This is a genomic window from Megamonas sp. (genome assembly GCF_986095205.1).
In genome coordinates this window covers 23,676-47,276 of the sequence record NZ_CFQVBI010000057.1, presented here as the reverse complement: position 1 = coordinate 47,276, position 23,601 = coordinate 23,676, and the positions used below count along the sequence as shown (strand labels likewise).

14 protein-coding genes are annotated in these 23,601 nt (G+C 33.7%); 8 read left to right on the top strand and 6 right to left on the bottom strand.

Going from position 1 to position 23,601, the window contains the following annotated elements; translation table 11 throughout:
* Positions 1-107: 107 nt before the first annotated feature.
* The 6 genes from rpoC to AC5LAX_RS08480 form a co-directional block, all read right to left on the bottom strand.
* Positions 108-4,271 carry a DNA-directed RNA polymerase subunit beta' gene (rpoC, locus tag AC5LAX_RS08505; protein WP_193525971.1) on the bottom strand — a complete coding sequence of 1,388 codons (4,164 nt, stop codon included), beginning with the start codon at positions 4,269-4,271 and terminating at the stop codon, positions 108-110.
* Between the two features lie 164 nt (positions 4,272-4,435).
* Complete coding sequence (rpoB, locus tag AC5LAX_RS08500; protein ID WP_033405645.1) at positions 4,436-8,113, bottom strand: DNA-directed RNA polymerase subunit beta; 3,678 nt, start codon at positions 8,111-8,113, stop codon at positions 4,436-4,438.
* A gap of 672 nt (positions 8,114-8,785) precedes the next feature.
* A complete protein-coding gene (locus tag AC5LAX_RS08495; RefSeq protein ID WP_117584997.1) occupies positions 8,786-9,505 on the bottom strand; it encodes an amino acid ABC transporter ATP-binding protein in 720 nt (239 codons plus the stop codon).
* Positions 9,492-10,157 (bottom strand): amino acid ABC transporter permease, encoded by a 666-nt coding sequence (locus AC5LAX_RS08490; RefSeq protein WP_008538735.1) that lies wholly within the window; start codon positions 10,155-10,157, stop codon positions 9,492-9,494. Before AC5LAX_RS08490 ends, AC5LAX_RS08495 begins: the two co-directional genes overlap by 14 nt.
* A 93-nt stretch (positions 10,158-10,250) precedes the next feature.
* Entirely contained in the window at positions 10,251-11,042 is a 792-nt protein-coding gene (locus AC5LAX_RS08485) for a basic amino acid ABC transporter substrate-binding protein (RefSeq protein ID WP_018999586.1), read from the bottom strand.
* Between the two features lie 101 nt (positions 11,043-11,143).
* Positions 11,144-11,431, bottom strand: coding sequence for a zinc-ribbon domain containing protein (locus AC5LAX_RS08480; RefSeq protein ID WP_008538738.1), 288 nt, complete (start codon positions 11,429-11,431; stop codon positions 11,144-11,146).
* 311 nt (positions 11,432-11,742) lie between these two features.
* Between AC5LAX_RS08480 and AC5LAX_RS08475 the strand changes: the two genes are divergently transcribed.
* From AC5LAX_RS08475 to holA, 8 genes are all read left to right on the top strand, one after another.
* Positions 11,743-13,206, top strand: coding sequence for an LCP family protein (locus AC5LAX_RS08475; RefSeq protein WP_288909193.1), 1,464 nt, complete (start codon positions 11,743-11,745; stop codon positions 13,204-13,206).
* Between the two features lie 119 nt (positions 13,207-13,325).
* Positions 13,326-15,272 (top strand): ABC-F family ATP-binding cassette domain-containing protein, encoded by a 1,947-nt coding sequence (locus AC5LAX_RS08470; RefSeq protein WP_288909192.1) that lies wholly within the window; start codon positions 13,326-13,328, stop codon positions 15,270-15,272.
* 39 nt (positions 15,273-15,311) lie between these two features.
* Positions 15,312-17,477, top strand: coding sequence for an SF1B family DNA helicase RecD2 (recD2, locus tag AC5LAX_RS08465; RefSeq protein ID WP_288909191.1), 2,166 nt, complete (start codon positions 15,312-15,314; stop codon positions 17,475-17,477).
* 26 nt (positions 17,478-17,503) lie between these two features.
* Entirely contained in the window at positions 17,504-18,202 is a 699-nt protein-coding gene (locus AC5LAX_RS08460) for a ComF family protein (RefSeq protein WP_224169603.1), read from the top strand.
* Positions 18,199-19,302, top strand: coding sequence for a tetratricopeptide repeat protein (locus tag AC5LAX_RS08455; RefSeq protein WP_288909190.1), 1,104 nt, complete (start codon positions 18,199-18,201; stop codon positions 19,300-19,302). The genes AC5LAX_RS08460 and AC5LAX_RS08455 overlap by 4 nt, the downstream gene beginning before the upstream one ends.
* 40 nt (positions 19,303-19,342) lie before the next feature.
* Positions 19,343-19,942, top strand: a complete 600-nt coding sequence (locus AC5LAX_RS08450) for a ComEA family DNA-binding protein (RefSeq protein ID WP_288909189.1) — start codon at positions 19,343-19,345, stop codon at positions 19,940-19,942.
* Between the two features lie 51 nt (positions 19,943-19,993).
* The gene (locus AC5LAX_RS08445) at positions 19,994-22,387 is read left to right on the top strand and encodes a DNA internalization-related competence protein ComEC/Rec2 (RefSeq protein WP_288909188.1); all 2,394 of its coding nucleotides are present in this window, start codon (positions 19,994-19,996) and stop codon (positions 22,385-22,387) included.
* 24 nt (positions 22,388-22,411) lie between these two features.
* Positions 22,412-23,428: a DNA polymerase III subunit delta gene (gene holA / locus AC5LAX_RS08440; RefSeq protein ID WP_288909187.1), complete on the top strand. Its 1,017-nt coding sequence runs from the start codon at positions 22,412-22,414 to the stop codon at positions 23,426-23,428.
* The last annotated feature ends 173 nt before the right edge of the window (positions 23,429-23,601 follow it).

Sequence of the window (23,601 nt, the reverse complement as noted above, 5' to 3'; positions counted from 1 at the left end):
TAAAAGGACTTAGTCCCGTAGAATACAGAACTAAGTCTCAATTAGTAGCTTAATTAATATGTCCAATATTTTGGGTGCATATCAAAGTATCTTGCTTTTTATTAATCTTATTCAGTAACTGTAGCTTCTTCTTGTGCTTCATGTTCAGCAGCATCTAAATCTACTACATTGATATTTCTATATCTACTCATACCAGTACCGGCAGGAATTAATTTACCGATAATAACATTTTCCTTAAGACCGATAAGTGGATCAACCTTACCTTTGATAGCTGCATCAGTAAGAACACGAGTAGTTTCTTGGAATGATGCTGCAGATAAGAAGGAATCTGTTGCCAAGGAAGCTTTTGTAATACCTAAGAGGATTGGACGAGCAACGGCTGGAATACCGCCTTCTTCAATAGCTTTAGCATTTGCAGATTCAAAGCTATTAATATCAATATACTCACCAGGGAGGAAATCAGTGTCACCAGAATCTTCAATTTTAACTTTATGAAGCATCTGACGAACCATAACTTCGATATGTTTATCGTTGATACCAACACCCTGAGATTTATATACTTTTTGTACTTCGTATACGAGGTAACGCTGAGTTTCACGTAAACCACAAATACGTAAGATATCATGTGGATTAATAGAACCTTCAGTGATTTTATCACCAGGTTTAATTCTTGCACCATTTTTAACAATGAGACGAGAACCATAAGGAATTAAATATTCTCTAGATTCGCCTTCATCTGGTGTAATAGTAACTATGCGCATTTCTTTATCTTCGGAAATGAGAACAGTACCTTCGATTTCAGCAATGATAGCATGATGTTTTGGTTTTCTTGCTTCGAATAATTCTTCAACACGTGGAAGACCCTGTGTGATATCTTCGTCACTGGCAACCCCACCAGAGTGGAATGTACGCATTGTAAGCTGTGTACCAGGTTCACCGATAGATTGAGCAGCGATGATACCAACTGCTTCACCAACTTCAACCTGATTAGCTGTAGCAAGGTCTTGACCATAACATTTAATACATACACCAAGCTGAGATTTACATGTGAGTACGCTACGAATAGAAACTTTTTCACGTACTTTACAAATTGCTTTAGCAAGAGCTGGTGTAACAGTTTCATTAAGGGAAGCGATTTTTTCACCAGTAGCAGGATCAATAATATCTTCTGCTAATACACGTCCTACGATACGATCTTCAAGAGATTCGATAATACCGTTACCTTCTTTAATAGCTTCAACTTCGATACCACGAATGTTATTATTGCGAACTTTAACTTCTTTCGCATCGCTATTTAATACAGCTTCGATATATTCTTCTGTAAGTGGTGTATTTGCAGGAATGATTTCTGCGCCTGTGCTGTCATAAACAGCATCAGTTGTATTTTTGCCAAGCATTTCATGCATCATAGCATGTTTGATGGATTTTCGTACATTTTCTTCAGGAGCACCAAGAGCTATTGTTTCAGTGGACATGGAGTTGAGTCCTTCATAAATAGCGGAACCTTTGAGTACGATTTCGCTAACATTATGTTCACCAATAGTATTGAGAGCTTCTTCATCAAGTGTAGTATCTGCAGCATAAAGAACTTCGCCTGTTTTTGGACTAACGATATCATTTGCAAGCACACGGCCTTTTAAGCTATCGCCAAGTTCTTTGATTGCAGCGCTAGAAGATGCAGCGAGTTTTGCACGTTCACGTACGAGGTTAATACCTACAACGTCACAGTCATCTTCACGAACGATAACGTCTTGAGCAACGTCAACAAGACGACGAGTGAGGTAACCAGAGTCAGCTGTTCTAAGTGCTGTATCGGCAAGACCTTTACGAGCACCATGAGAAGAAATAAAGTAATCAGACACTGTTAAACCTTCACGGAAGTTTGCTTTGATTGGTAAGTCGATGATTTTACCAGATGGATCAGCCATAAGACCACGCATACCAGCGAGCTGACGCATCTGCTGTCTGTTACCGCGGGCACCGGAGTCAGCCATCATGAAGATATTATTGAATGTATCCATGTTAGCCATCATCGCATCAGCAACGTCATCTGTAGCATCGCTCCAAAGTTTTACAACTTTCTTATAACGTTCGTCTTCAGTGATAAGACCACGATTATAGTCACGTTCAACACGGTTAACAACTTTTTCTGTAGCTGCCAAAATTTCTTTCTTTTCTGGTGGAACGATGATATCGGAGATAGCAACTGTCATACCAGCAAGACAAGCATAATGGTAACCTAAGTTTTTAACATTATCAATTACTTCAGCAGTTTTAGAACCACCAAATGTTTCAAAGCATCTAGCAACTAATTTACCAAGTTCTTTTTTACCTGTTTTGTAACCGAGATACCATTGTCCAGAGTTACCACCATGAACAATAGCTTCTTTAGCATCACTAGCAAGTAAGTTTTTAATATAACCAGCATCAACAGCTGTATCGGCTGGAACGATTTCTTTACCTTCGCTATTAACGATTGGTTCAGCCATCTTTTTACCTTTTAAGCCTTTAATTAAAGCTTCACGAGCTTCTGGTGTATCAGCTTCTAAGGAAACTTTTGTTACTTGATAGAAATCGCGAATTTCAGGAGGAAGAATTTCATTGAAAATCATACGACCAAGAGTTGTTTTTACAAGGCCATATCCTTCCATACGAACCTGAATTAATGCTTGTAATTGAAGATTTTTATGTTGATGAGCTAAAATAGCTTCATTTATACCAGTAAATACTTTTCCTTCTCCTTGAGCATTTGGACGAAGGATTGTTAAATAATAAGAACCAAGTACCATATCCTGAGATGGAGTGATAATTGGGCCACCATCTTTTGGTGCTAAAATGTGGTTAGCAGCAAGCATTAAAATACGAGCTTCTGCTTGGGCTTCTGCTGAAAGTGGAAGGTGAATAGCCATCTGGTCACCATCGAAGTCAGCGTTGTAAGCTGTACAAGCAAGTGGATGTAATTTAAGTGCACGACCTTCTGTGAGTACAGGTTCAAAAGCCTGAATACCAAGACGGTGAAGCGTAGGGGCACGGTTTAAAAGAACTGGATGTTCTTTAATAACTTCTTCTAATACATCCCAAACTTCTGGACGAATACGTTCAACCATGCGTTTTGCAGATTTAATATTATGTGCAAGTCCAGAATTTACAAGTTTTTTCATTACAAATGGTTTGAATAATTCAAGAGCCATTTCTTTTGGTAAACCACATTGATGAAGTTTAAGTTCAGGACCTACAACGATAACGGAACGACCAGAGTAGTCAACACGTTTACCTAATAAGTTCTGACGGAAACGACCTTGTTTACCTTTGAGCATATCACTTAAAGATTTAAGTGGACGGTTACCAGGGCCTGTTACAGCACGACCACGGCGACCATTATCGATAAGTGCGTCAACTGCTTCTTGAAGCATACGTTTTTCATTGCGCACGATAATATCTGGTGCACCTAAGTCTAATAAACGTTTTAAACGATTATTACGGTTGATAACACGACGATATAAATCATTTAAGTCAGATGTAGCAAAACGACCACCATCTAATTGAACCATTGGACGTAATTCTGGTGGAATAACTGGTACTACATCAAGAATCATCCAAGATGGTTTATTGCCAGATTTACGGAAAGCTTCTACTACTTCTAAGCGACGAATAGCACGAACTTTACGCTGACCGCTAGAAGTACGAAGTTCTTCACGTAATTCTTTATTCATTTTATCTAAATCTAATTCTTCTAAAAGCTGTTTTACCGCTTCAGCACCCATGCCTACTTTGAAGCTAGAGCCATATTTATCATAATACTCACGGTATTCATTTTCGGATAAAAGTTGCTTTTTAATAAGAGGTGTATCGCCTGGATCTAATACTATATAAGAAGCAAAGTATAATACTTTCTCTAAAGAACGAGGTGATACATCTAAGATAAGACCCATACGACTTGGAATGCCTTTAAAGTACCAAATGTGAGATACTGGTGCAGCGAGCTCTATATGACCCATACGTTCACGACGTACTTTTGCACGAGTTACTTCTACGCCACAACGGTCACAGACAATACCTTTATAACGAATGCGTTTGTATTTACCGCAATGACATTCCCAGTCACGTGTAGGACCAAAAATTCTTTCACAGAACAAACCATCACGTTCAGGTTTTAAAGTACGATAATTGATAGTTTCTGGTTTTTTTACTTCGCCATAAGACCATTCACGAATCTTTTCTGGAGAAGCTAGTCCTATGCGCATAGAATCAAAATTATTTACATCTAACAAGGGGCTGTCACTCCCTTTCTTTAAAATTCAGCCTTGCATCTGTTAAAAAACTTTTATTAAACAAATAAAAGTTACCTACATTACTATATCACTATTTCAATTTATTGATTAAGAGCATTTATAATTAATAAATGCTCTTAAATCGATTAAATTAAACCATTATATTATTCGTCAAAATTATCTGCACCAAGATCAGCAATGATATCATCTGTTGGTTCTTCAGTAGTATAATCATCTTCTACTACATTTTCTTCAGAAACATCTGTTGTTACTGCTTGACCATAAGATTCTTTTGTTGCTGTTGCATCCATATCAAGTTCTCTTGCAGTTTCATTGATATCATCTTCAATATCATTAATCATAATTTCCTGTGCATCTTCGGAAAGAACTTTGATATCAAGACCAATACTTTGTAACTCTTTAATGAGAACTTTGAAGGATTCTGGAACACCTGGTTCAGGAATGTTTTCACCTTTTACAATAGCTTCATATGTTTTAACACGTCCAACAACATCGTCAGATTTTACTGTTAAAATTTCTTGAAGTGTATAAGCCGCACCGTATGCTTCGAGAGCCCAAACTTCCATTTCCCCGAAACGCTGACCACCAAATTGTGCTTTACCACCAAGTGGCTGTTGAGTAACAAGAGAGTATGGACCAGTTGAACGAGCATGGATTTTATCATCAACAAGGTGATGAAGTTTAAGCATGTACACGCAACCTACTGTAACTGGATTTTCAAATGGTTCACCTGTACGACCATCATATAAAATAGTCTTACCATTATCAGAGAAACCAGAAGCTTTGAGTGTTTCAAATACTTCGTTACCTTTTGCACCATCGAATACTGGAGTTGCAATGTGAATACCAGCAACGTCTGGTTTTGGCATACCATTTTTATCAAAATCATAACCAATTGCACGTAAACGAGATTCTACTGTTGGATCTCCTGCTTTAATCTGCATACCAAGTTCACGAACAGCCATACCAAGATGTGTTTCAAGTACCTGTCCGATGTTCATACGTGAAGGCACGCCTAATGGGTTAAGCACGATATTTACTGGAGTACCATCTGGTAAGAATGGCATATCTTCTTCACGCATAACGCGGGATACAACCCCTTTGTTACCATGACGACCAGCCATTTTATCGCCGACAGAGATTTTACGTTTTTGAGCAATATATACACGTACTAACTGATTTACACCAGGTGGTAATTCATCATTATTAGCACGGTTGAAGATTTTAACATCAACAATTCGACCAGCTTCACCATGTGGAACACGAAGAGAAGTATCACGAACTTCACGAGCTTTTTCACCAAAGATAGCGCGTAATAATCTTTCTTCTGCTGTAAGTTCTGTTTCTCCTTTTGGAGTAACTTTACCAACTAAGATATCACCTGCACGAACTTCTGCACCGATACGGATAATACCATCAGCATCAAGGTCGCGAAGAGCATCTTCTGCTACGTTTGGAATATCTTGTGTGATTTCTTCTGGTCCAAGTTTTGTATCACGAGCATCACATTCATATTCTTCAATATGGATAGATGTGTAAATATCTTCTTTTACAAGTTTTTCACTTAATAAAATCGCATCTTCGTAGTTATAACCTTCCCAAGGCATATATGCTACGATAACGTTGTAACCAAGAGCTAATTCACCATGGTCAGTTGCTGGACCATCAGCGATAGGTTCTTTTGCTTCTACATGGTCACCTTTGTACACGATTGGCACTTGGTTCATACATGTACCTTGGTTGGAACGTAAATATTTTTGTAATTTATAATGGTCGATTTCACCAGTTTCGTCTGCACGAACTTCAATGAAATCTGCTGTTACTCTAACAACTTCACCTGCGCGTTTTGCAAGTACCATAACGCCAGAGTCGCAAGCTGCTTTATATTCCATACCAGTACCAACAAGTGGTGCCTGTGTTCTGAAAAGAGGTACAGCCTGACGTTGCATGTTCGCACCCATTAAGGCACGGTTAGCATCGTCGTTTTCTAAGAATGGAATCATTGCTGTCGCAATGGATACAATCTGTTTTGGTGATACGTCCATGTAATCTACACTATCTGCATCAACAAGCATTGTTTCTTCATGAACACGTGCTGTTACACGCTGAGCTTTGAACCAGTTATTTTCATCTAATGGTTCGTTGGCTTGTGCAATTACTAAATCATCTTCTTCATCAGCTGTTAAGTAACGAACATCTGTTGTTACTTGTTTATTAACTTTATCGACTTTACGATAAGGTGTTTCCATAAAGCCAAATTCATTAATACGAGCATATGTTGCAAGGGAACCGATAAGACCGATGTTTGGACCTTCTGGAGTTTCGATAGGACACATACGACCATAGTGAGAGTTGTGTACGTCACGAACTTCGAACCCTGCACGTTCACGGCTAAGACCACCAGGACCAAGTGCAGATAAACGACGTTTATGTGTAAGTTCACTAAGTGGGTTGTTCTGGTCCATGAACTGAGACAACTGGCTAGAACCAAAGAATTCTTTGATTGCTGCCACAACAGGACGAATATTTACAAGAGCTTGTGGTGTAATTACATCATTATCTTGTGTATTCATACGTTCTCTGATTACACGTTCCATACGGGATAAACCGATACGGAATTGATTTTGTAACAATTCACCAACAGAACGGATACGACGATTTCCTAAATGGTCGATATCATCTTTATGTCCATGTCCATCCATTAAGTTTAATAAATAACTAATAGATGCAATAATATCGTTAATAGTAATTGTACGATGATTGTATGGTAAAGTACGAGAACAAATCATCTTAATTCTATTATTGTTTTTATCTTTAATATAAACAATTGCATGTTCATCTTCACCGAAGATATTATTTTCCTGTTCGATAGTAATATCTTCAACCATAGATGCTTCAATTGTAACATCAGCAGGAACTAAAACCTCACCAGTTTCTTTATCTACTAATGGCTCAGCTAATTGTTTGCCTAAAAGACGACGTTTCCAGCCTAATTTTTTAGTTAATTTATAACGACCTACAGTTGCTAAATCATAACGTTTAGGATCAAATAAAAGCTGTTCTAAAAGTTGTTTAGCATTATCTACAGTAGGTGGATCACCTGGACGCTGTCTTTTGTAGATTTCTACTAATGCTTCTTCTTTTGTTACTGTATTATCACGGTCTATAGTGTTTCTAATGCGTTCATCATTATCAAATAAAGACATAATAGCATCATTTGTACCATAACCTAATGCACGGATTAATACTGTAGCTGGTAATTTACGATTGCGGTCAAGACGAACAGAAATAACATCATTTAAATCTGTTTCAAACTCTATCCATGCACCACGGTTTGGAATAACTGTGGCATTATATAATCTTTTACCAGTAGGATCAATATTTTCACCGTAATAAGCACCAGGAGAACGAACGAGCTGACTTACGATAACACGTTCCGCACCATTGATGATAAATGTACCTGTTTCTGTCATGAGTGGGAAATCACCCATGAAAACTTCCTGTTCCTTTACTTCGCCAGTATCATTATTAACCAGGCGTACATTGACACGTAAAGGAGCAGAATACGTAGCATCGCGTTCTTTACATTCATCAATATCATATTTAGGTTTTCCTAAAGAAAAACCTTCAAACGATAACACAAGATTTCCTGTAAATCCCTGAATTGGAGAGATATCATGGAAAATCTCCTGTAATCCTTCCTTCATAAACCAATCATAAGAATTTCTCTGGATATCCAGAAGATGAGGCATATCCATAACCTCTTTGATTTTGGCATAGCTATACCTGGTCCGTTTACCAACTGAGACAGGATTGAACATTAAAATCTTCACCCCTCAAACCGAATTGAAACTAAATATTAAACATATGAATAAAGTGTTTTCTTATCTTTTGTCTACACGCTTTGATATGTTTTCACTATCAACATACATTAAACGTTAAAAAGGCAAGGCACTTTTTCTCTTTAAAGACCTTGCTTTGTAATTGACAAAGATATTCCTTTGTACACCTCATTCACTCCAAAATATATAAAGCTATAGAAAAATATTTTCTATAACGTAATCAAATATATTGACATTCTTCACTCAACAATGATAACTACAGTACTTAAATACTTAACAGTTATAATTGCCAATAGAAGATTTTTAAGAAGTATATCCTCTTAAAGGAACTGTCAAAACTCCTTTGTAGCTTCTAAAATATGAAGTCCTACATTTTGTGTTTTTAAAGAACAACTAACTTTATAGGCTTGCTATTTGCTTACCTAAAACTTAACATAAAGCTTTATTTTCTTTGAAATAAAATCAAAAGAACTCTCGCTTTTTATGTTAAAAATTTTGAACGTTACTCATCTCAAACTAATTTTTATTTAGTTTTTTTACGACAAATAATCGCACGTCCGGTAATAATAAATTATAGCATACTACCAGATGAGCGTCAATCAAATATTCTAGCTTAAAATGCGATTTAAACTAGAATATTTGATTTTAATTTTAAAGAATTTTAGATAAGAATAATTTTGTACGTTCTTGTTTAGGATTTTCAAAAATTTCTTTTGGTGTACCTTCTTCAATGATACGACCTTCATCTACGAATAATACACGATCCCCAACTTCACGAGCAAATCCCATTTCATGAGTAACTACAACCATTGTCATACCTTGATTAGCTAAGCTTTTCATAACATCTAATACTTCTGTTACCATTTCTGGGTCAAGAGCTGATGTTGGTTCATCAAAGAGCATAACTTTTGGTTTCATTGCAAGAGCTCTAGCAATAGCAACACGTTGTTGTTGCCCACCAGATAACTGACTTGGATAAGAATTAGCTTTTTCTTTTAAACCAACTCTTTGTAATAAATCCATAGCTGTTGAAATTGCTTCCTCACGTGAAATTTTCAACACTTTTGTTGGTGCAAGTACAATATTTTCTAATACTGTCATATGTGGAAATAAATTAAAACGTTGGAATACCATACCGATATTTTCACGAATTTTATTGATATCCGCATGTTTATCAAGTTTCATATTATCTACAGTGATATCTCCACTTGTAGGCTCTTCTAAATAATTCATGCAACGAAGTAATGTAGATTTACCAGAACCACTTGGCCCAATTATAACTACCACTTCTTTTTCTTCAATGGAAACATCTACGCCTTTTAATACTTCTACATGACCAAAAGACTTATGCAGATTTTTAATTTCTATCATCAATTTGATACCTCCGCTCTAAATATGCTACAAAACGAGAAATAGATAATGTCATTATTAAATAAATTAAAGCAACACAAACCCAAATTTCTAAAGAAGCATATGTTCTAGCAATAACTAATTGACCACGACGAGTTAATTCTTCAAAGCCAATAACAGACACTAATGATGAATCTTTCAATAAAGCGATAAATTCATTTCCTAGTGGTGGTATTACACGTTTAAAAGCCTGAGGAATAATTATATATCTCATTGTCTGGAACCAAGATAAACCTAAAGAGCGACCTGCTTCCATCTGACCATTATCTATAGATTGTATACCTGCTCTAAAAATTTCCGCTACATATGCACCACTATTGATACTACAAGCAGCAATAGCTGCTACAAATGGGTTCATTTTTATACCTGTTAATACAGGTAGTGCAAAATATATCAAGAAAATCTGTACTAATAAAGGTGTTCCACGTAAAAAGTCAACATAAATAGCTGCTAACCATTTAATTATTCTAATTTTACTAATGCGAGCAACACCAACAAATAAACCAATAATAATACCGATTGCAACACTTAGTGCTGTAATTTGAATTGTGAAAATAGCACCTTCAATAAGTAATGGAAAAGCATTGATAATAATATCAAATCTAAAATCCAAAAATAAAACCTCCTCACTTTCTTCTATTATAGAAAAAGGACACTGACCATCAGACAGTGTCCTTCTAGGTTACTATGTTAAATACAAAATCTATTATTTAGCAGGTTTTGTACCAAACCATTTTTCATAGATTTTGTCATATTCACCATTTTCTTTAAGTGTTTTTAAAGCTGCATCTACTTTTTGTTTTAATTCTGTATTACCTTTTTTCATTGCAAAACCATATTCTTCAGATGTGAGTTTATCATCTAAACGTTTTACATCAGTAGCTTTAGTTTTTACAATATAATAATCATTTACAGGAAGGTCATTAATAACTGCATCAACGTTACCTGCTTTTAATTCCATAAATGTATCAGCAGAACTATTTAAAGCTTTTACTTCAGCACCTTCGATTTTCTGTGCTTCTTCCATGCTAGTTGTACCGATCTGTACAGCTATTTTTTTGCCTTTTAAGTCAGCAAAACCATTGATATCAGTGTTGTCTTTAGGAACAACGATAGTAAGACCAGAAGTATAATAAGGATCAGAGAATTCTACCTGATTTTTACGTTCTTCATTAATAGTCATACCAGAAGCGATTATATCAATATTGCCAGATTCCATAGCAGGAATTAAGCCATCGAAGTTAACATTTTGAATTTCAGCTGTGTAACCCATTTCTTTAGCTACAGCTCTGATTAAATCCATATCAAAACCTTGATATTCTGTACTACCATTTTCGTCTTGGAATTCAAATGGAGCAAAGTCAGCATTAGTACCTACACGTAATACTTTTTCTCCGCTAGAAGCTGCTTTATCAGAACTATCTTGTCCACAGCCAGCGAAAAGTGCACTTACAGCAAACATACAAAGAGCACATAAAGTTAATAGTTTCTTACTCATTATGTAACTTCCCTTCTTTAAATTTGTTTATAAAATTATAATTACATCTAACCTTAAAAAAGGCTCGGAAATATCCAAGCCTCCTTGCCGATTAAACTAAATTATTTATTGCGTCTAGCGTTGAAGCAATCACGACAATAAACTGGACGGTCTCCTTTTGGTTCAAAAGGAACCTGTGTTTCTTTTCCGCATTCTGCACATTCTACAGTATACATCTGACGCTGTTCTTTTCCGCCTTCACGTTCGCGACGTCTTTTATCACGGCATTCATGGCAACGTGCTGGTTCATTTTCAAAGCCTTTTTCTGCATAAAAAGCTTGTTCTCCTGCACTGAAAACAAATTCCTTACCACAATCTTTACATACTAGTGTTTTGTCTTGAAAATCCATTTGTAAAACTCCTTAAAAATTTCAATTAAGCCCAAGCCGTTTCATCCCATAAATGCATGATTTTCCACGTCATTTTTCATGTCAGAACAAAAAAGCTGTTTGCTTCTTTTAGTATAAAGTTTTATTCAACAAAAATCAAGCAAAAATTAACTATATATTGTAAAATTATAAAAAATTTTCTCCCTTTACCTGTATATTTATACACAATATTTATAAATATTTATTTTTATATAAATTGAAATGATAATTTATATTTGATATACTAACTTAGTTAGCATAATGTATAAATAAATTAGTAGGAGTTTTTTATTTTGGAAAATAAAATTGATGATACAAATAAACACGATACAACTAGTGATAACGATAAAAATGATATTGATACATTAAATACTCCAGATTGGCTCAGCAGGGAATGGCGAGAAAAAAATGATCCACCCCCTCCTCCACCGCCAAAAAAAATATATAAAAAGAAGAAAAACTATAACCGTCTTATTGCTTTAATTATTATTCTATTATTGGTATTAGTTGGATTTGTCTTTGCTAACTCTGATTCTTCCTCTGATAATCCTCCAACTATAACTACAGAACAAACAAACGTTCTTAATATCATGATAATGGGTGTAGATAGACGTGCTGATGATGTCGGTCGCAGTGATACATTAATGGTTTTAACATATAATCCAAATGAACAAAAAGCTTCTTTATTATCTTTGCCACGTGATACTAGAGTACATATCGAAAAAAATGACTATGACAAAATAAATCACGCTTACGCTTATGGTGGTCATGAGCTTACGCAAAAAGTAGTGGAATCATTTTTAAATGTACCGATTAATTACTATGTTCTTATAGATATCCAAGCTTTTGAAAAAATCATTGACGCTGTTGGTGGTGTTGATATTGATGTAGAAAAACGCATGTATTATGAAGACCCTTGGGATGATAATGGTGGTCTTGTCATCGACCTTCAACCAGGACTTCAGCATTTAAATGGTAAAACAGCTATTCAATATGTTCGCTATCGCGATGGTGAGGGCGATATTGGTCGTATAAATCGTCAACAAAAATTCATGAAAGCTTTCCTTGCGCAAGCAATATCACCATCAATCCTACCAAAACTACCAGATATTTTAAGCAATATTTCCTCAGCTATTCAAACTAATATGCCATTGAGTAAAATGATTGCCTTAGTATCCAATTTACCTACAATCCAACAAAATGGCTTATCTTCTAGTATGGTTCCTGGACAACCTGCTTATATCGAAGATATCAGCTATTGGATACCAGATATTGCCAAAACACGAAATTTAATAGCGCAAAATATGGGAATTACCTTAAATGAAACTGCTCAAAAAGATACTGAATCTACAATAAAAGCATATGAAAAATCTTTGCCTAAAGGTTTAAAAATGGGCGATATTACAACAGAAACTCCTTCAACTGAAGAAAAATCTTCAACTCAAGAAGATAACACAGCTCCTGCTAAAGAAAAAGTTGAACCTATAAAAAATGAAGATATAACTGTTCTAGTCATCAACTCTAGCGGTATCAATGGAGCTGGTGCAGAAGTTGCAGATATCTTAAAACGCAAAGGTTTTAAAATTTCTAGTGTTGAAACAGGAAATACATCTTCTCGTGAACATACAACTATTACGGCAAATGAGCATGAAACAGATTGTTTCTATGGTATGCCATTTACTTGTACTATTATGTCAGGAGGAAGCGCTGGTCAGGCAACAGTCAATATTGGCTTAGATTATCAAAAACAAAATTAAATTATTTTAGATTAAATCTTGCTATATCTTCATGGAGTAGCAAGATTTAATTATATAGGTCTATAAATTTAAAATTTAAATTATATTATATAGTTATAAATTATAAAGGAAGTGTTATTTTGGGAATTTTACGCATTCAAGATTTAGGAAAATCCTTTGGCATAGAAGAATTATTTCATAATGTCTCCTTTGATGTGGCTCGTGGTGATAAAATTGGTTTTGTTGGCCCTAATGGTGCTGGTAAATCCACTTTAATGAAATGTCTTTTAGGTATTGAAGAATATGATACAGGACACATCAGTATTGATAGTGTGGATACTATCGGTTATATGCAACAGCAGTCAGATTTCACCCATGATAATTTATATGATGAACTCTTATCTGCTTTTGCTGATATCATTGCTCTCGGACAGAAAAAAACTACATTAGAAAAACAAATTGAAAACTTAGATGATGATGATAAACTTGATGATTTAATGAAGGAATATAGTCGTATTTCTGATAAATTTGAACAATTAGGCGGATACGATTATGAAAGCCGTCTTCGTCGCGTTGCTTTTGGTCTTGGCTTTAGTGAAGAAGACTTTCCCAAAAACCCAACATTATTTTCAGGTGGTCAACGCACTCGTATTTGTTTAGCTAAAGCATTACTTCGTGAGCCAGATTTTCTCTTTTTAGATGAACCGACAAACCATCTTGATATTGAAATGATTGAATGGCTCGAAGGCTTTTTGAGCAATTATAAAGGTGGCGTACTTTTAATTTCTCATGACCGCTTTTTCTTAGACAAAGTTGCCACTAAGATTTTAGATTTAGAAAATAAAACAACTGTTTTATATGATGGCAATTATTCTACTGCCATGAAAGTAAAAGCTCAAAGACGAGCTACTTTAGAATCCGCCTATGCTAAACAGCAAGAACATATCCGCGAAACAGAAGAATATATTCGTCGTTATAAAGCAGGTGTCAAAGCCAAACAAGCTAGAGGACGTGAAAAACAATTACAACGTTTAGAACGCATCATCTTACCGCCACAAAAATCAGGCTTTAATTATTTTATGTTCCATAAACCAGAAGAATGTGCTCAACGTGTAGCTGAACTTGATGATGTATCTGTTAGCTTTGGCGATCATAAAATCTTTGAACATCTATCTTTATTAATTCGCAAAGGTGATGGTGTCGCTATCGTAGGCCCTAATGGTGCTGGTAAAACAACTTTATTAAGATTACTTTTAGGCGAATTACAATCCCCTACAGGAAATATCAAAATCGGTAGTCGTGTAAAAATCGGCTATTATTCCCAGCAACATGAAGGTCTTTGCCCTAGCAATACTGTTTTTGACGAAATCTTATCTTCATTTGGTTTAAATGATGAACAGGCTCGCCACTGTCTAGGTGCTTTCTTATTCAAAGGCGATGATATTTATAAATTAATCGGCGATTTATCCGGTGGAGAAAAATCTCGCTTGGCTTTATTGAAATTGATGTTAACTGGTGCAAATTTCCTCGTAATGGACGAACCTACAAACCATTTGGATATTCCTGCTAAAGAAGCTATTGAAGAAGCGATGATGGCTTTCCCTGGTACATTTATCGTCGTTTCCCATGACCGTTATTTCTTAGATAAAGTTACTAACTTCACTTGTGAATTAGAAAACGGACATTTAACAGAGTATAATGGAAATTATAGCTATTATCGTGAAAAAAAATTAGAAATGCAAAAAGAACTTGAGTCTACTCAAGAAACTTCAAATAAAAAAGCTACTGTTGAAAATAAAACTACACCTAAAACAAAACAAGAAAAAGCAAAACCTAAAAATGCACATGTAGCTTCTGCTATGAGCAGTGAAAAATTAACCATGATGATACAGCGTTGCGAAGCTACTATCGCTATGTTTGAAGCTGAATTAAAAGGCTTAGAATATCAAATGAATGACCCAGCACTGCAAGCAGACCCTAATAAAAGTCATGAAATAGCTACAGCTTATGCTCAAAAAGAACAAGAACTAGAAGAAAAATATATTGAATGGGATAAATTAACCGAAGAATTAGCAAATAAAGCATAGAATAATAAATTTATCATAAATAATAGAAAGGCTTTACTTATGGAAAAAATATGTGGAACAGTAGACACGATTATTTTTGCCAGTCAAGATAATCGCTTCACTGTTTTAAAATTATCACCAGAAAAACTTTCTACACAGATAACAGTTACCCTAAACGGCATAGCTCCACTCATTGGGCAACTATTAGAAATCGAAGGGGAATGGGTAAAGCACCCTAAATTTGGGCAACAATTTAAAGCTACGACTTACAAAACTGTTGCTCCTACAGAAATATCCGGCATTGAAAAATTCTTAGCTTCTGGGGCAATCAACGGCATTGGCCCTGCCATGGCAAAGAAAATAGTCGCTGAATTTGGCGAAAAGACTTTAGAAATAATTGCTAAATCACCAAATGAATTATTAAAAGTTCCTGGTATCGGCAAAAAAACAGCAGAAAAAATTTCTACATCTTATCTTGAACAAAGTGAACTCACTGAAATTATGGTTTGGCTAGAAAATCATGGTATATCCAATACTTATGCAGGTAAAATCTTTGCTAAATACGGTTCTTTTGCAATAGATATCATGGAAAAAGATATCTATCGCTTATTTCAAGATATAGAAGGCATAGGCTTTTTAACAGCTGATAAACTCGCTTTTAATCTTGGCATACAAAGAGATGATAAACGACGCATAATCTCAGGCATAGATTATGCTTTAATGCAACTTTGCAACAATGGTCATTGCTGTATTCCTGAAATGGCTCTTGTCGATAAAACAGCAAAGATATTGCAAGTAAATAATCAAATTATCTTCACTATTTTAAAAGAACGCATTGATAATGGCTCTTTAAATACTGAAGTAGTCGGTGGTGAAACTTTAATTTATCCGCCATATCTCTATTATGCCGAAAAAAAAGTTGCTATGCGTCTACTTCAATTACAACAAGCAACTGAGCCTTTATCAGAAGATAATCTTTCTTTATTTATCAAAGTATGGGAAAAAGATAATCAAATCCAACTTGCACAAAAACAAAAAGAAGCCATCAAAGCTTGTCTTCATCACGGAGTTTTAGTCCTCACTGGTGGCCCTGGTACTGGTAAAACGACTGTAATCAAAGGCATCTTATCTATTTTAAAAGCCCAAGGATTAAAAATTCGCTTAGCAGCACCAACTGGACGAGCTGCAAAACGCTTAAGAGAAACAACAGGGCAAAAAGCTTTGACTATTCATCGTTTATTAGAAGCAAATAATTTAGCTCAAGATGATAATTTACAATTAGGCTTTAGCAAAGATATCGATGACCAATTAGATGCTGATGTCATCATCTTAGACGAAGTTTCTATGGTGGATATAGTCCTCATGCACCATTTTCTAAATGCTGTACCAGATGGTTGTCGCATCATTTTAGTCGGTGATACAGACCAACTCCCTGCTGTAGGCCCTGGCTCTGTGCTTAAAGATATCATCCGTTCGCAAAAAATCCCTGCCATTCGCTTAGATGAGATTTTCCGCCAAGCTCAAACAAGCATGATTATCCAAAATGCACATATCATAAACGCTGGTAGATTACCTGACATTCGCAAACAATACAGCGATTTTGTCTTTTATGAATTAAATGACGATACTTCCATTACACAAAAAATCCTTGATTTATGTACTAAAGATTTACCTCATGAAGGTTTTGATGTTCTCAAAGACGTACAAATTTTATCTCCTATGCATCGCTTTTTATGTGGCGTAGAAAATTTAAATCTAATGCTTCAAGAACAATTAAATCCTAAAAAAAATCAAGATGAATTAAAATATTCTTCACAAACATTCCGCGTTGGCGATAAAGTCATGCATATTCGCAATAACTACCAAAAAAATGTATTTAATGGCGATATTGGTTTTATCCAAGATATCAACAACGAAAAATTAACTGTAGATTATTTTGACCATATTGTTACCTATGAAAAAAATGAACTAAACGAATTAACTCTAGCTTATGCCTCAAGTGTGCATAAAAGTCAAGGCAGTGAATATAAAGTAGTCATCATTCCTTTATCAACTAGCCACTACATCATGCTCCAACGAAATTTACTCTATACAGCTATCACCAGAGCCAAACAAAAAGTCATCATCATTGGCTCAAAAAAAGCATTGATGACTGCTATTCAAAGCAATCGAACACAAAAAAGATATACACTGCTTGCTGAACGTTTAGCCCATAAATTAATTTAAGCTATTTTAGAAAAGAGTTCTTTATCATGTTAAATAATATCTATCAAGCTATTATGCAATTTCTATTTCCTAGCCATTGCCCTTCTTGTAATGCCTATGTAGAACAAAAAGGTATGTGGTGTCCTTCTTGTTTAGAAGAAATTATCCGCAATGAAAATCTAGCTTATGATGAAGATATTCGGCAATATATTTCACCTATTATAGCTATAGGTAAATACGATAAAGGACTTAAGAATTTAATTCACGAATTAAAATATCAAAATAAATTTGCCACTTTAGCTTATTTAAAACCATTATTTTCATATTTAGATGAAGACTGGGATTTTTCCACTTATGATATGATAATCCCAGTACCCCTACACAAAAATAAATTAAAAAAACGTGGTTTTAATCAAGTTGAAAAAATTTTTAAACCATGGATTGATAAACATCATTTTAATTATTGCGATATTCTTGAGCGTACAAAACAAACTAAATCACAATATCAATTACTACGCCATGAACGTCAAGAAAATTTAGCCAATGCTTTTACCTTAAAAGATTATGTTGATGTAAAAAATCGCAAATGTCTATTGATTGATGATATATTCACCACAGGCAGTACACTAAAAAATTGTGCTATGGTTTTAAAAAATCATGGCGCTAAAACTGTAAGCGGTCTAGTATTAGCTAGTCAAGCCAATATCAATTTACCTACAAAGCCTTCAAAGGAGGTATTCTTTTGAAAAAACGTCCAAAATGGTTTCAACAAACCTCTTTTAATCAACCAAACACTTCTGATACTTCTTACTGCGTATTTAAAAATCTCTATCCATCTTCCTCAGAAGATACAACTACAGAAGAAATATCAGCTCAAAATATCACTACCGATAATAAGCCATCTTCAAATGAAATGACTAAAGATGATTTTCTCTTGGAAATCCATCAATTCAAACAACAAAAACTCTATGAAGAAGCTTTATCTTGCATTCAATTATTATTTGAAAAAAATATCGTAGATAGTGATATCATCTACGAATTAGCTGATACCTATTTATGTTTACATGATTATGAACGCGCTTTCAATTGGACACAAAAGTTAAAAGCTCAATCTCCACAAGATTGCCGTAGTCTACTTCTAGAAATCCAACTTTTATTAGTTCATGGAAAAAAAGAAGAGACTTTAAATCTACTAAATCATCTATTATCCAATAAAATCACTTTAAAAAATGAAAAAGATTATCAGCTTTTAGATATGGTTATTGAAAAACTCAAAAAAATATTTAAAGCTGATAAATTAATGCGTCGCTGTCCCAATCTAAATACTTATCAAAAACAGCGTAGACAGTCTTTAAAGACACAAAAGCAAAAAAAACCTGTTAATCATGATTTAACTGTTCATCAATCCACTGTTATCAATAGTGCAAAAGGAGTCATCATGCCTGATACTAATACCAATATAAATCCAGCCCTACAAAATACAATCAATCAAATTTGGGATATGCAAATAGCCAATAAGGAAAATATTTCTACTATTTTAGCCACACCTTGCGAGCAAGTGAGTCAATGCATCATGTCTCAAGTTTTATCTTATAAGAAAAAAATTTGGCTATTTAATTATCTAGCTGATATTTTCCGCACACATAATAATCTTCAATCAGCTATTTTTTTATTGCGCCAAGCTCTACTTTTAGATGATGAAAATGACTTCATCTTAAAAAATCTTGGCTATCTGCTCTGTCAAAATGGCGAATATCCAAATGCTTTAGTAGTATTAAAAGATATTAAACATAAAGATTTCGCTGTACTTGATTTAATCGCCAAATGCCAAGATTTAAAAAATTAATATTTCCTTTTTGTTTTTATAATTAGAAAGAATGATTTATATGCCTATGTATAAAAAATCGCTACTTGTTTTATTTTGTATAGCTCTATTTGCTAGTGTTTCAACTTTTTATTATCTTTACACACAAGAAGATACTACTCCTATTATCACCGATAATATGCAAACACAGACTCAAGATAATCAAGAAGATGTTACAATTACTGTTTATGTCTCCGGCGAAGTCAATTCTCCTGGTTTAGTTGAATTACCCAGTGATAGTCGCATTGCTGATGCAATTAAAGCCTGTGGCGATTTTACACCACTTGCAGATAAAACTAAAATCAATTTAGCTCAAAAATTAACTGATGGTATGCAAATTCAAGTAAGCAGTAAGGCTCCTGTCATCAATTCTAATGAACAGGTAAATGATACTAATTCCAACAGTCCTAGTAATAATAATTCATCTTCTAATTTAATCAATATAAATACTGCAACAAAAGAAGATTTAGATACTTTACCTGGAATTGGCCCTGCAACTGCTCAAAAAATCATTGATTATCGCCAAGAACATGGTAATTTTTCTTCTATCGAAGATATCAAAAATGTCAAAGGTATTGGTGAAGCTAAATTTAACAAAATGCAAGATAAAATTTGTACTTAAAATCTTTTAAATCTAACAAATGATTTATTTTATTATTTAAGAAGGCATATTATGATTAAGATACATTATGGGCAATCGCCCTTACTTTTCATTAATTTTATAATTCTTTTCTACAGCTTAGGTGTGTATATGACGATGAAAACTCCTGAAATTTCTAAGTCATATACACACCTTTTTTATTTAATTATAGTAAATCTAATATTAGCCTTCTATTTTACTTTGCGTAAACATAAACTTACATTTTTACTATATCTTATTTTATTTTTCCTTTTAGGTGTGATGCGTTATCTCTCTTTTACCTTCATTGCCGATGACAATATAAAAAATTATGATAATCAAGAAATCACTTTGACTGGTGTTATCTGTCAAATGCCTAAAATCCGCCAAGACAGTGCTGGTATATATCATTTAACATATGTTGTTGATACTAAATCTATCAAGCAAAAAGAAGAAAAAACTGCCACAGGAAAAGTTTATCTCTACCAAAAACAAAAAAATTTAACTAATCTTGCTAAAATCAATGATACGATTTCTGCCACAGGTACTATCCGCTTAATCCAAAATTATCACAATCCTAATTTAATTGACCGTGAGCTTTCTGCCCAAGAAGAAGGTATTTATGCTACTTTTTCCATTGGCAAACAAAATTTAAAAATATTAAATACATCTGATAAATTCTCGCTTCAAGAATTTTGCTATCAAATTGAACAATCTTTTTTGCAATCCATGTATCAAGTAATGCCTGAAAATGATGCTAATATGATTTTTGCTATGTTATTTGGTGGCTATAATAATATCGAAAAAGATATCTTAGAAGCTTATTCAATCACTGGAATTATTCATATTCTTTCTGTATCAGGTTCTCATATCAGCTTGATTTCCCTATTTTTATTATCTTTAGGTAAATTTTTACATCTGCCTCGCTTTTTTAATTTAATCTTATTATTAATCCTCATTATTTTTTATACTATTCTATGCGGTGCTAGTATACCTGTCATACGTGCTAGCATAATGGGATTACTTAGCATTATCGCTCTATATCTTGAGGAAAAATCTACGGCTCAACATTTATTGAGTATCATCGCTTTGATTTTATTGCTCTTTGATCCTTTATTATTATTCAATATAAGTTTTCAGCTTTCATTTGCCTCTACAGCTGGTCTTGTCTATTTAATGCCAATATTACGCTCTAAATTAAATAAATTAAAATTGCCTTCACTATTAATAGATAATTTAGCTTTAACCATGAGTGCTCAAATCTTTGCTTTTCCTATTATTATTTGGTATTTCACCAGTTTATCTCTTAGCTCCCTACTAGCCAATTTAATCATTATTCCCCTATTGGAAATTCTCATCATCTTGGGTTTAATAGCTTTCATCTTAGGATTTATCTTTCCTTTTATCACTAAAATTTTATTTATTTTTGCCAGCTTAATTTTAAGTACAAGCAATGAAGCAACTTTTTTACTCACCAAAATTCCCTTTGCTAGTATTTATGTACCGCCATTAAATTTTCCAGCTATTTTAATTTATTATTCCCTTATTTTTATAATTTTAAATATCAAAATTCGCAGATACTTATATTTACTTTTACAAAAATATAAATTTATCACGTATATATGTAGTATTAGCCTAATTATTTGTTCTTGTTATTTAATGATAAAGCCTTCTCCTCTACAAATACATTTTATTGATGTAGGTCAAGGTGATGCTTGCCTTATCATCACGCCCCATCAACATAGTATACTCATTGATACAGGTGGCTCTATTAATTCTGATTTTGATATTAGCTCTTATGTAGATTTACCTTATTTACGTCATTACGGTATCAATAAATTAGATTATTTAATTTTGAGCCATGCTGACGCTGACCATAGTGGTGGAGCTAGTTCCATTTTACAAAAAATACCTGTAAATCATTTAATTATCGCTGATGAAGATAAAAATTTATATGCTAAAATTTTAAAATTACCACTAAATAATCCCCTATTAACCAAAGCTATTGTAGCTAAGGAAAACACTGCTTTTAATTTAGAAGATATTCATTTCCAATTTCTTCAAAATGATGAAAAAGAAAATTTAAAATCTAGCAATGATAGTTCAAATGTACTAAAATTAACATATCATAATTTTTCTGTGTTATTCACAGGTGATTTACCGCAAACACAAGAAAAATATTTGTTAAATAAAAATATAGCCTCTACAATTTTAAAAGTTGCTCATCATGGCTCTAAGACTTCTTCTTCACAAGAATTTTTAGAACATGTACGACCTCAATTAGCTATCATCTCTGTGGGCAAATATAATAGCTTTGGTCACCCTAGCAAAGAAGTTCTCGATAGGTTGAATAATCTGCCTACAAAAATTCTCCGCACAGATGAAAAGGGGGCTATAGTAATTTATACTGATGGCTATAATTATTCTCTCAAAACATTTTTAAATTAATATATTTTAAGCAAAGGATTTCCCATGAAATATAATGATGCAATAAAACAATTACAAGCTAAACAATTAAAATCAGTCTATTTAATCACTGGTGAAGAATTATATTTAGCTGAAAATTATCTCAAAAAATTACTAACTTTATTAAATCCACAAAACGACAAAGAAGCTGTTCAATATTTTGATAGCACAGCTGATACAAAAGCTATTTTACAAGCATTAGATAGTTCTCCTTTTTTCAGTGAACATAATATCATCATCGCCAAAGATTTGAAGATATTTCAAGACAAGTTATCTGCTAAAGATAAAGAAGATGAACAATTATTTTTAGATTATATCGCCAATATGCCTAATTATAGTATATTGATTTTACAATATAACTTAGGGAAAATTGATAAACGCAGAAAACTCATTAAAACTATTGAAAAATTTGGCACTATAGTAGAATGTGAAGCTATAGCATATTGGAATATCAATGACTGGCTCAACTCTCGCCTTCGTGAGTTAAATCTCCGCTTTGATCGAGAAGCTTATGCTTATTTTTTAGAAGCTATAAAATCCATGGAAAAAATCTCCCTTGGCTTTTTAGACCAAGAATTACAAAAACTCACACTCTATCCACAAAAAACACTTATTAATCGCCAATTTCTTGAAAATAATTTTTCTAGTATCCCTGAGATTTCCACATTTCGCCTTTGGGAAGCTTTAGGCAATAAAGATATTGCCACAGCCTTAGAATTATTTACCATTCAACAACAAGCAGGTATACATCCACTGCGTTTATTAAAATTCTTAGCTCGTCAAATAGACCAGCTTTGGCATGTAAAAATTTATCTCAGTGAAGGTCAATCTACAAAACAAATAGCTTCTATTTTAAAATTACATCCATTTATCACTGAAAAAATCATCAAACAAGCTCAAAATTTCAGTTTATATAAAATTCAACAAATGATCATAGATATAGCTGATGCTGATTATAAATTAAAAACAGGCTCTAATGAACCTGCTTTAATCGAAAATCTTCTTATAAAATTTTGTCTTTAAAATCTAATAAAAATAATTTATTTTACTCTTAATCTACAAGATTATGCCATTATTTTAATGGCATTTTTTTATTAAAAAATATTCTATATTCATCTTTAATAAAACTTTCTCCTCAAAATAAATTAATTTATCTATAAAAACGAAAAAGGACTGCTTTCTTTTGGAAATCAGTC

What these genes read in the sequence shown, in the direction of transcription:
- AC5LAX_RS08495 (WP_117584997.1), bottom strand. Translation starts at nt 9,505, where the DNA reads ATGATAGAAATTAAAAATCTGCATAAGTCTTTTGGTCATGTAGAAGTA.
- holA (WP_288909187.1), top strand. Translation starts at nt 22,412, where the DNA reads ATGAAATATAATGATGCAATAAAACAATTACAAGCTAAACAATTAAAA.
- AC5LAX_RS08480 (WP_008538738.1), bottom strand. Translation starts at nt 11,431, where the DNA reads ATGGATTTTCAAGACAAAACACTAGTATGTAAAGATTGTGGTAAGGAA.
- AC5LAX_RS08460 (WP_224169603.1), top strand. Translation starts at nt 17,504, where the DNA reads ATGTTAAATAATATCTATCAAGCTATTATGCAATTTCTATTTCCTAGC.
- AC5LAX_RS08450 (WP_288909189.1), top strand. Translation starts at nt 19,343, where the DNA reads ATGCCTATGTATAAAAAATCGCTACTTGTTTTATTTTGTATAGCTCTA.
- AC5LAX_RS08485 (WP_018999586.1), bottom strand. Translation starts at nt 11,042, where the DNA reads ATGAGTAAGAAACTATTAACTTTATGTGCTCTTTGTATGTTTGCTGTA.
- rpoB (WP_033405645.1), bottom strand. Translation starts at nt 8,113, where the DNA reads ATGTTCAATCCTGTCTCAGTTGGTAAACGGACCAGGTATAGCTATGCC.
- recD2 (WP_288909191.1), top strand. Translation starts at nt 15,312, where the DNA reads ATGGAAAAAATATGTGGAACAGTAGACACGATTATTTTTGCCAGTCAA.
- AC5LAX_RS08445 (WP_288909188.1), top strand. Translation starts at nt 19,994, where the DNA reads ATGATTAAGATACATTATGGGCAATCGCCCTTACTTTTCATTAATTTT.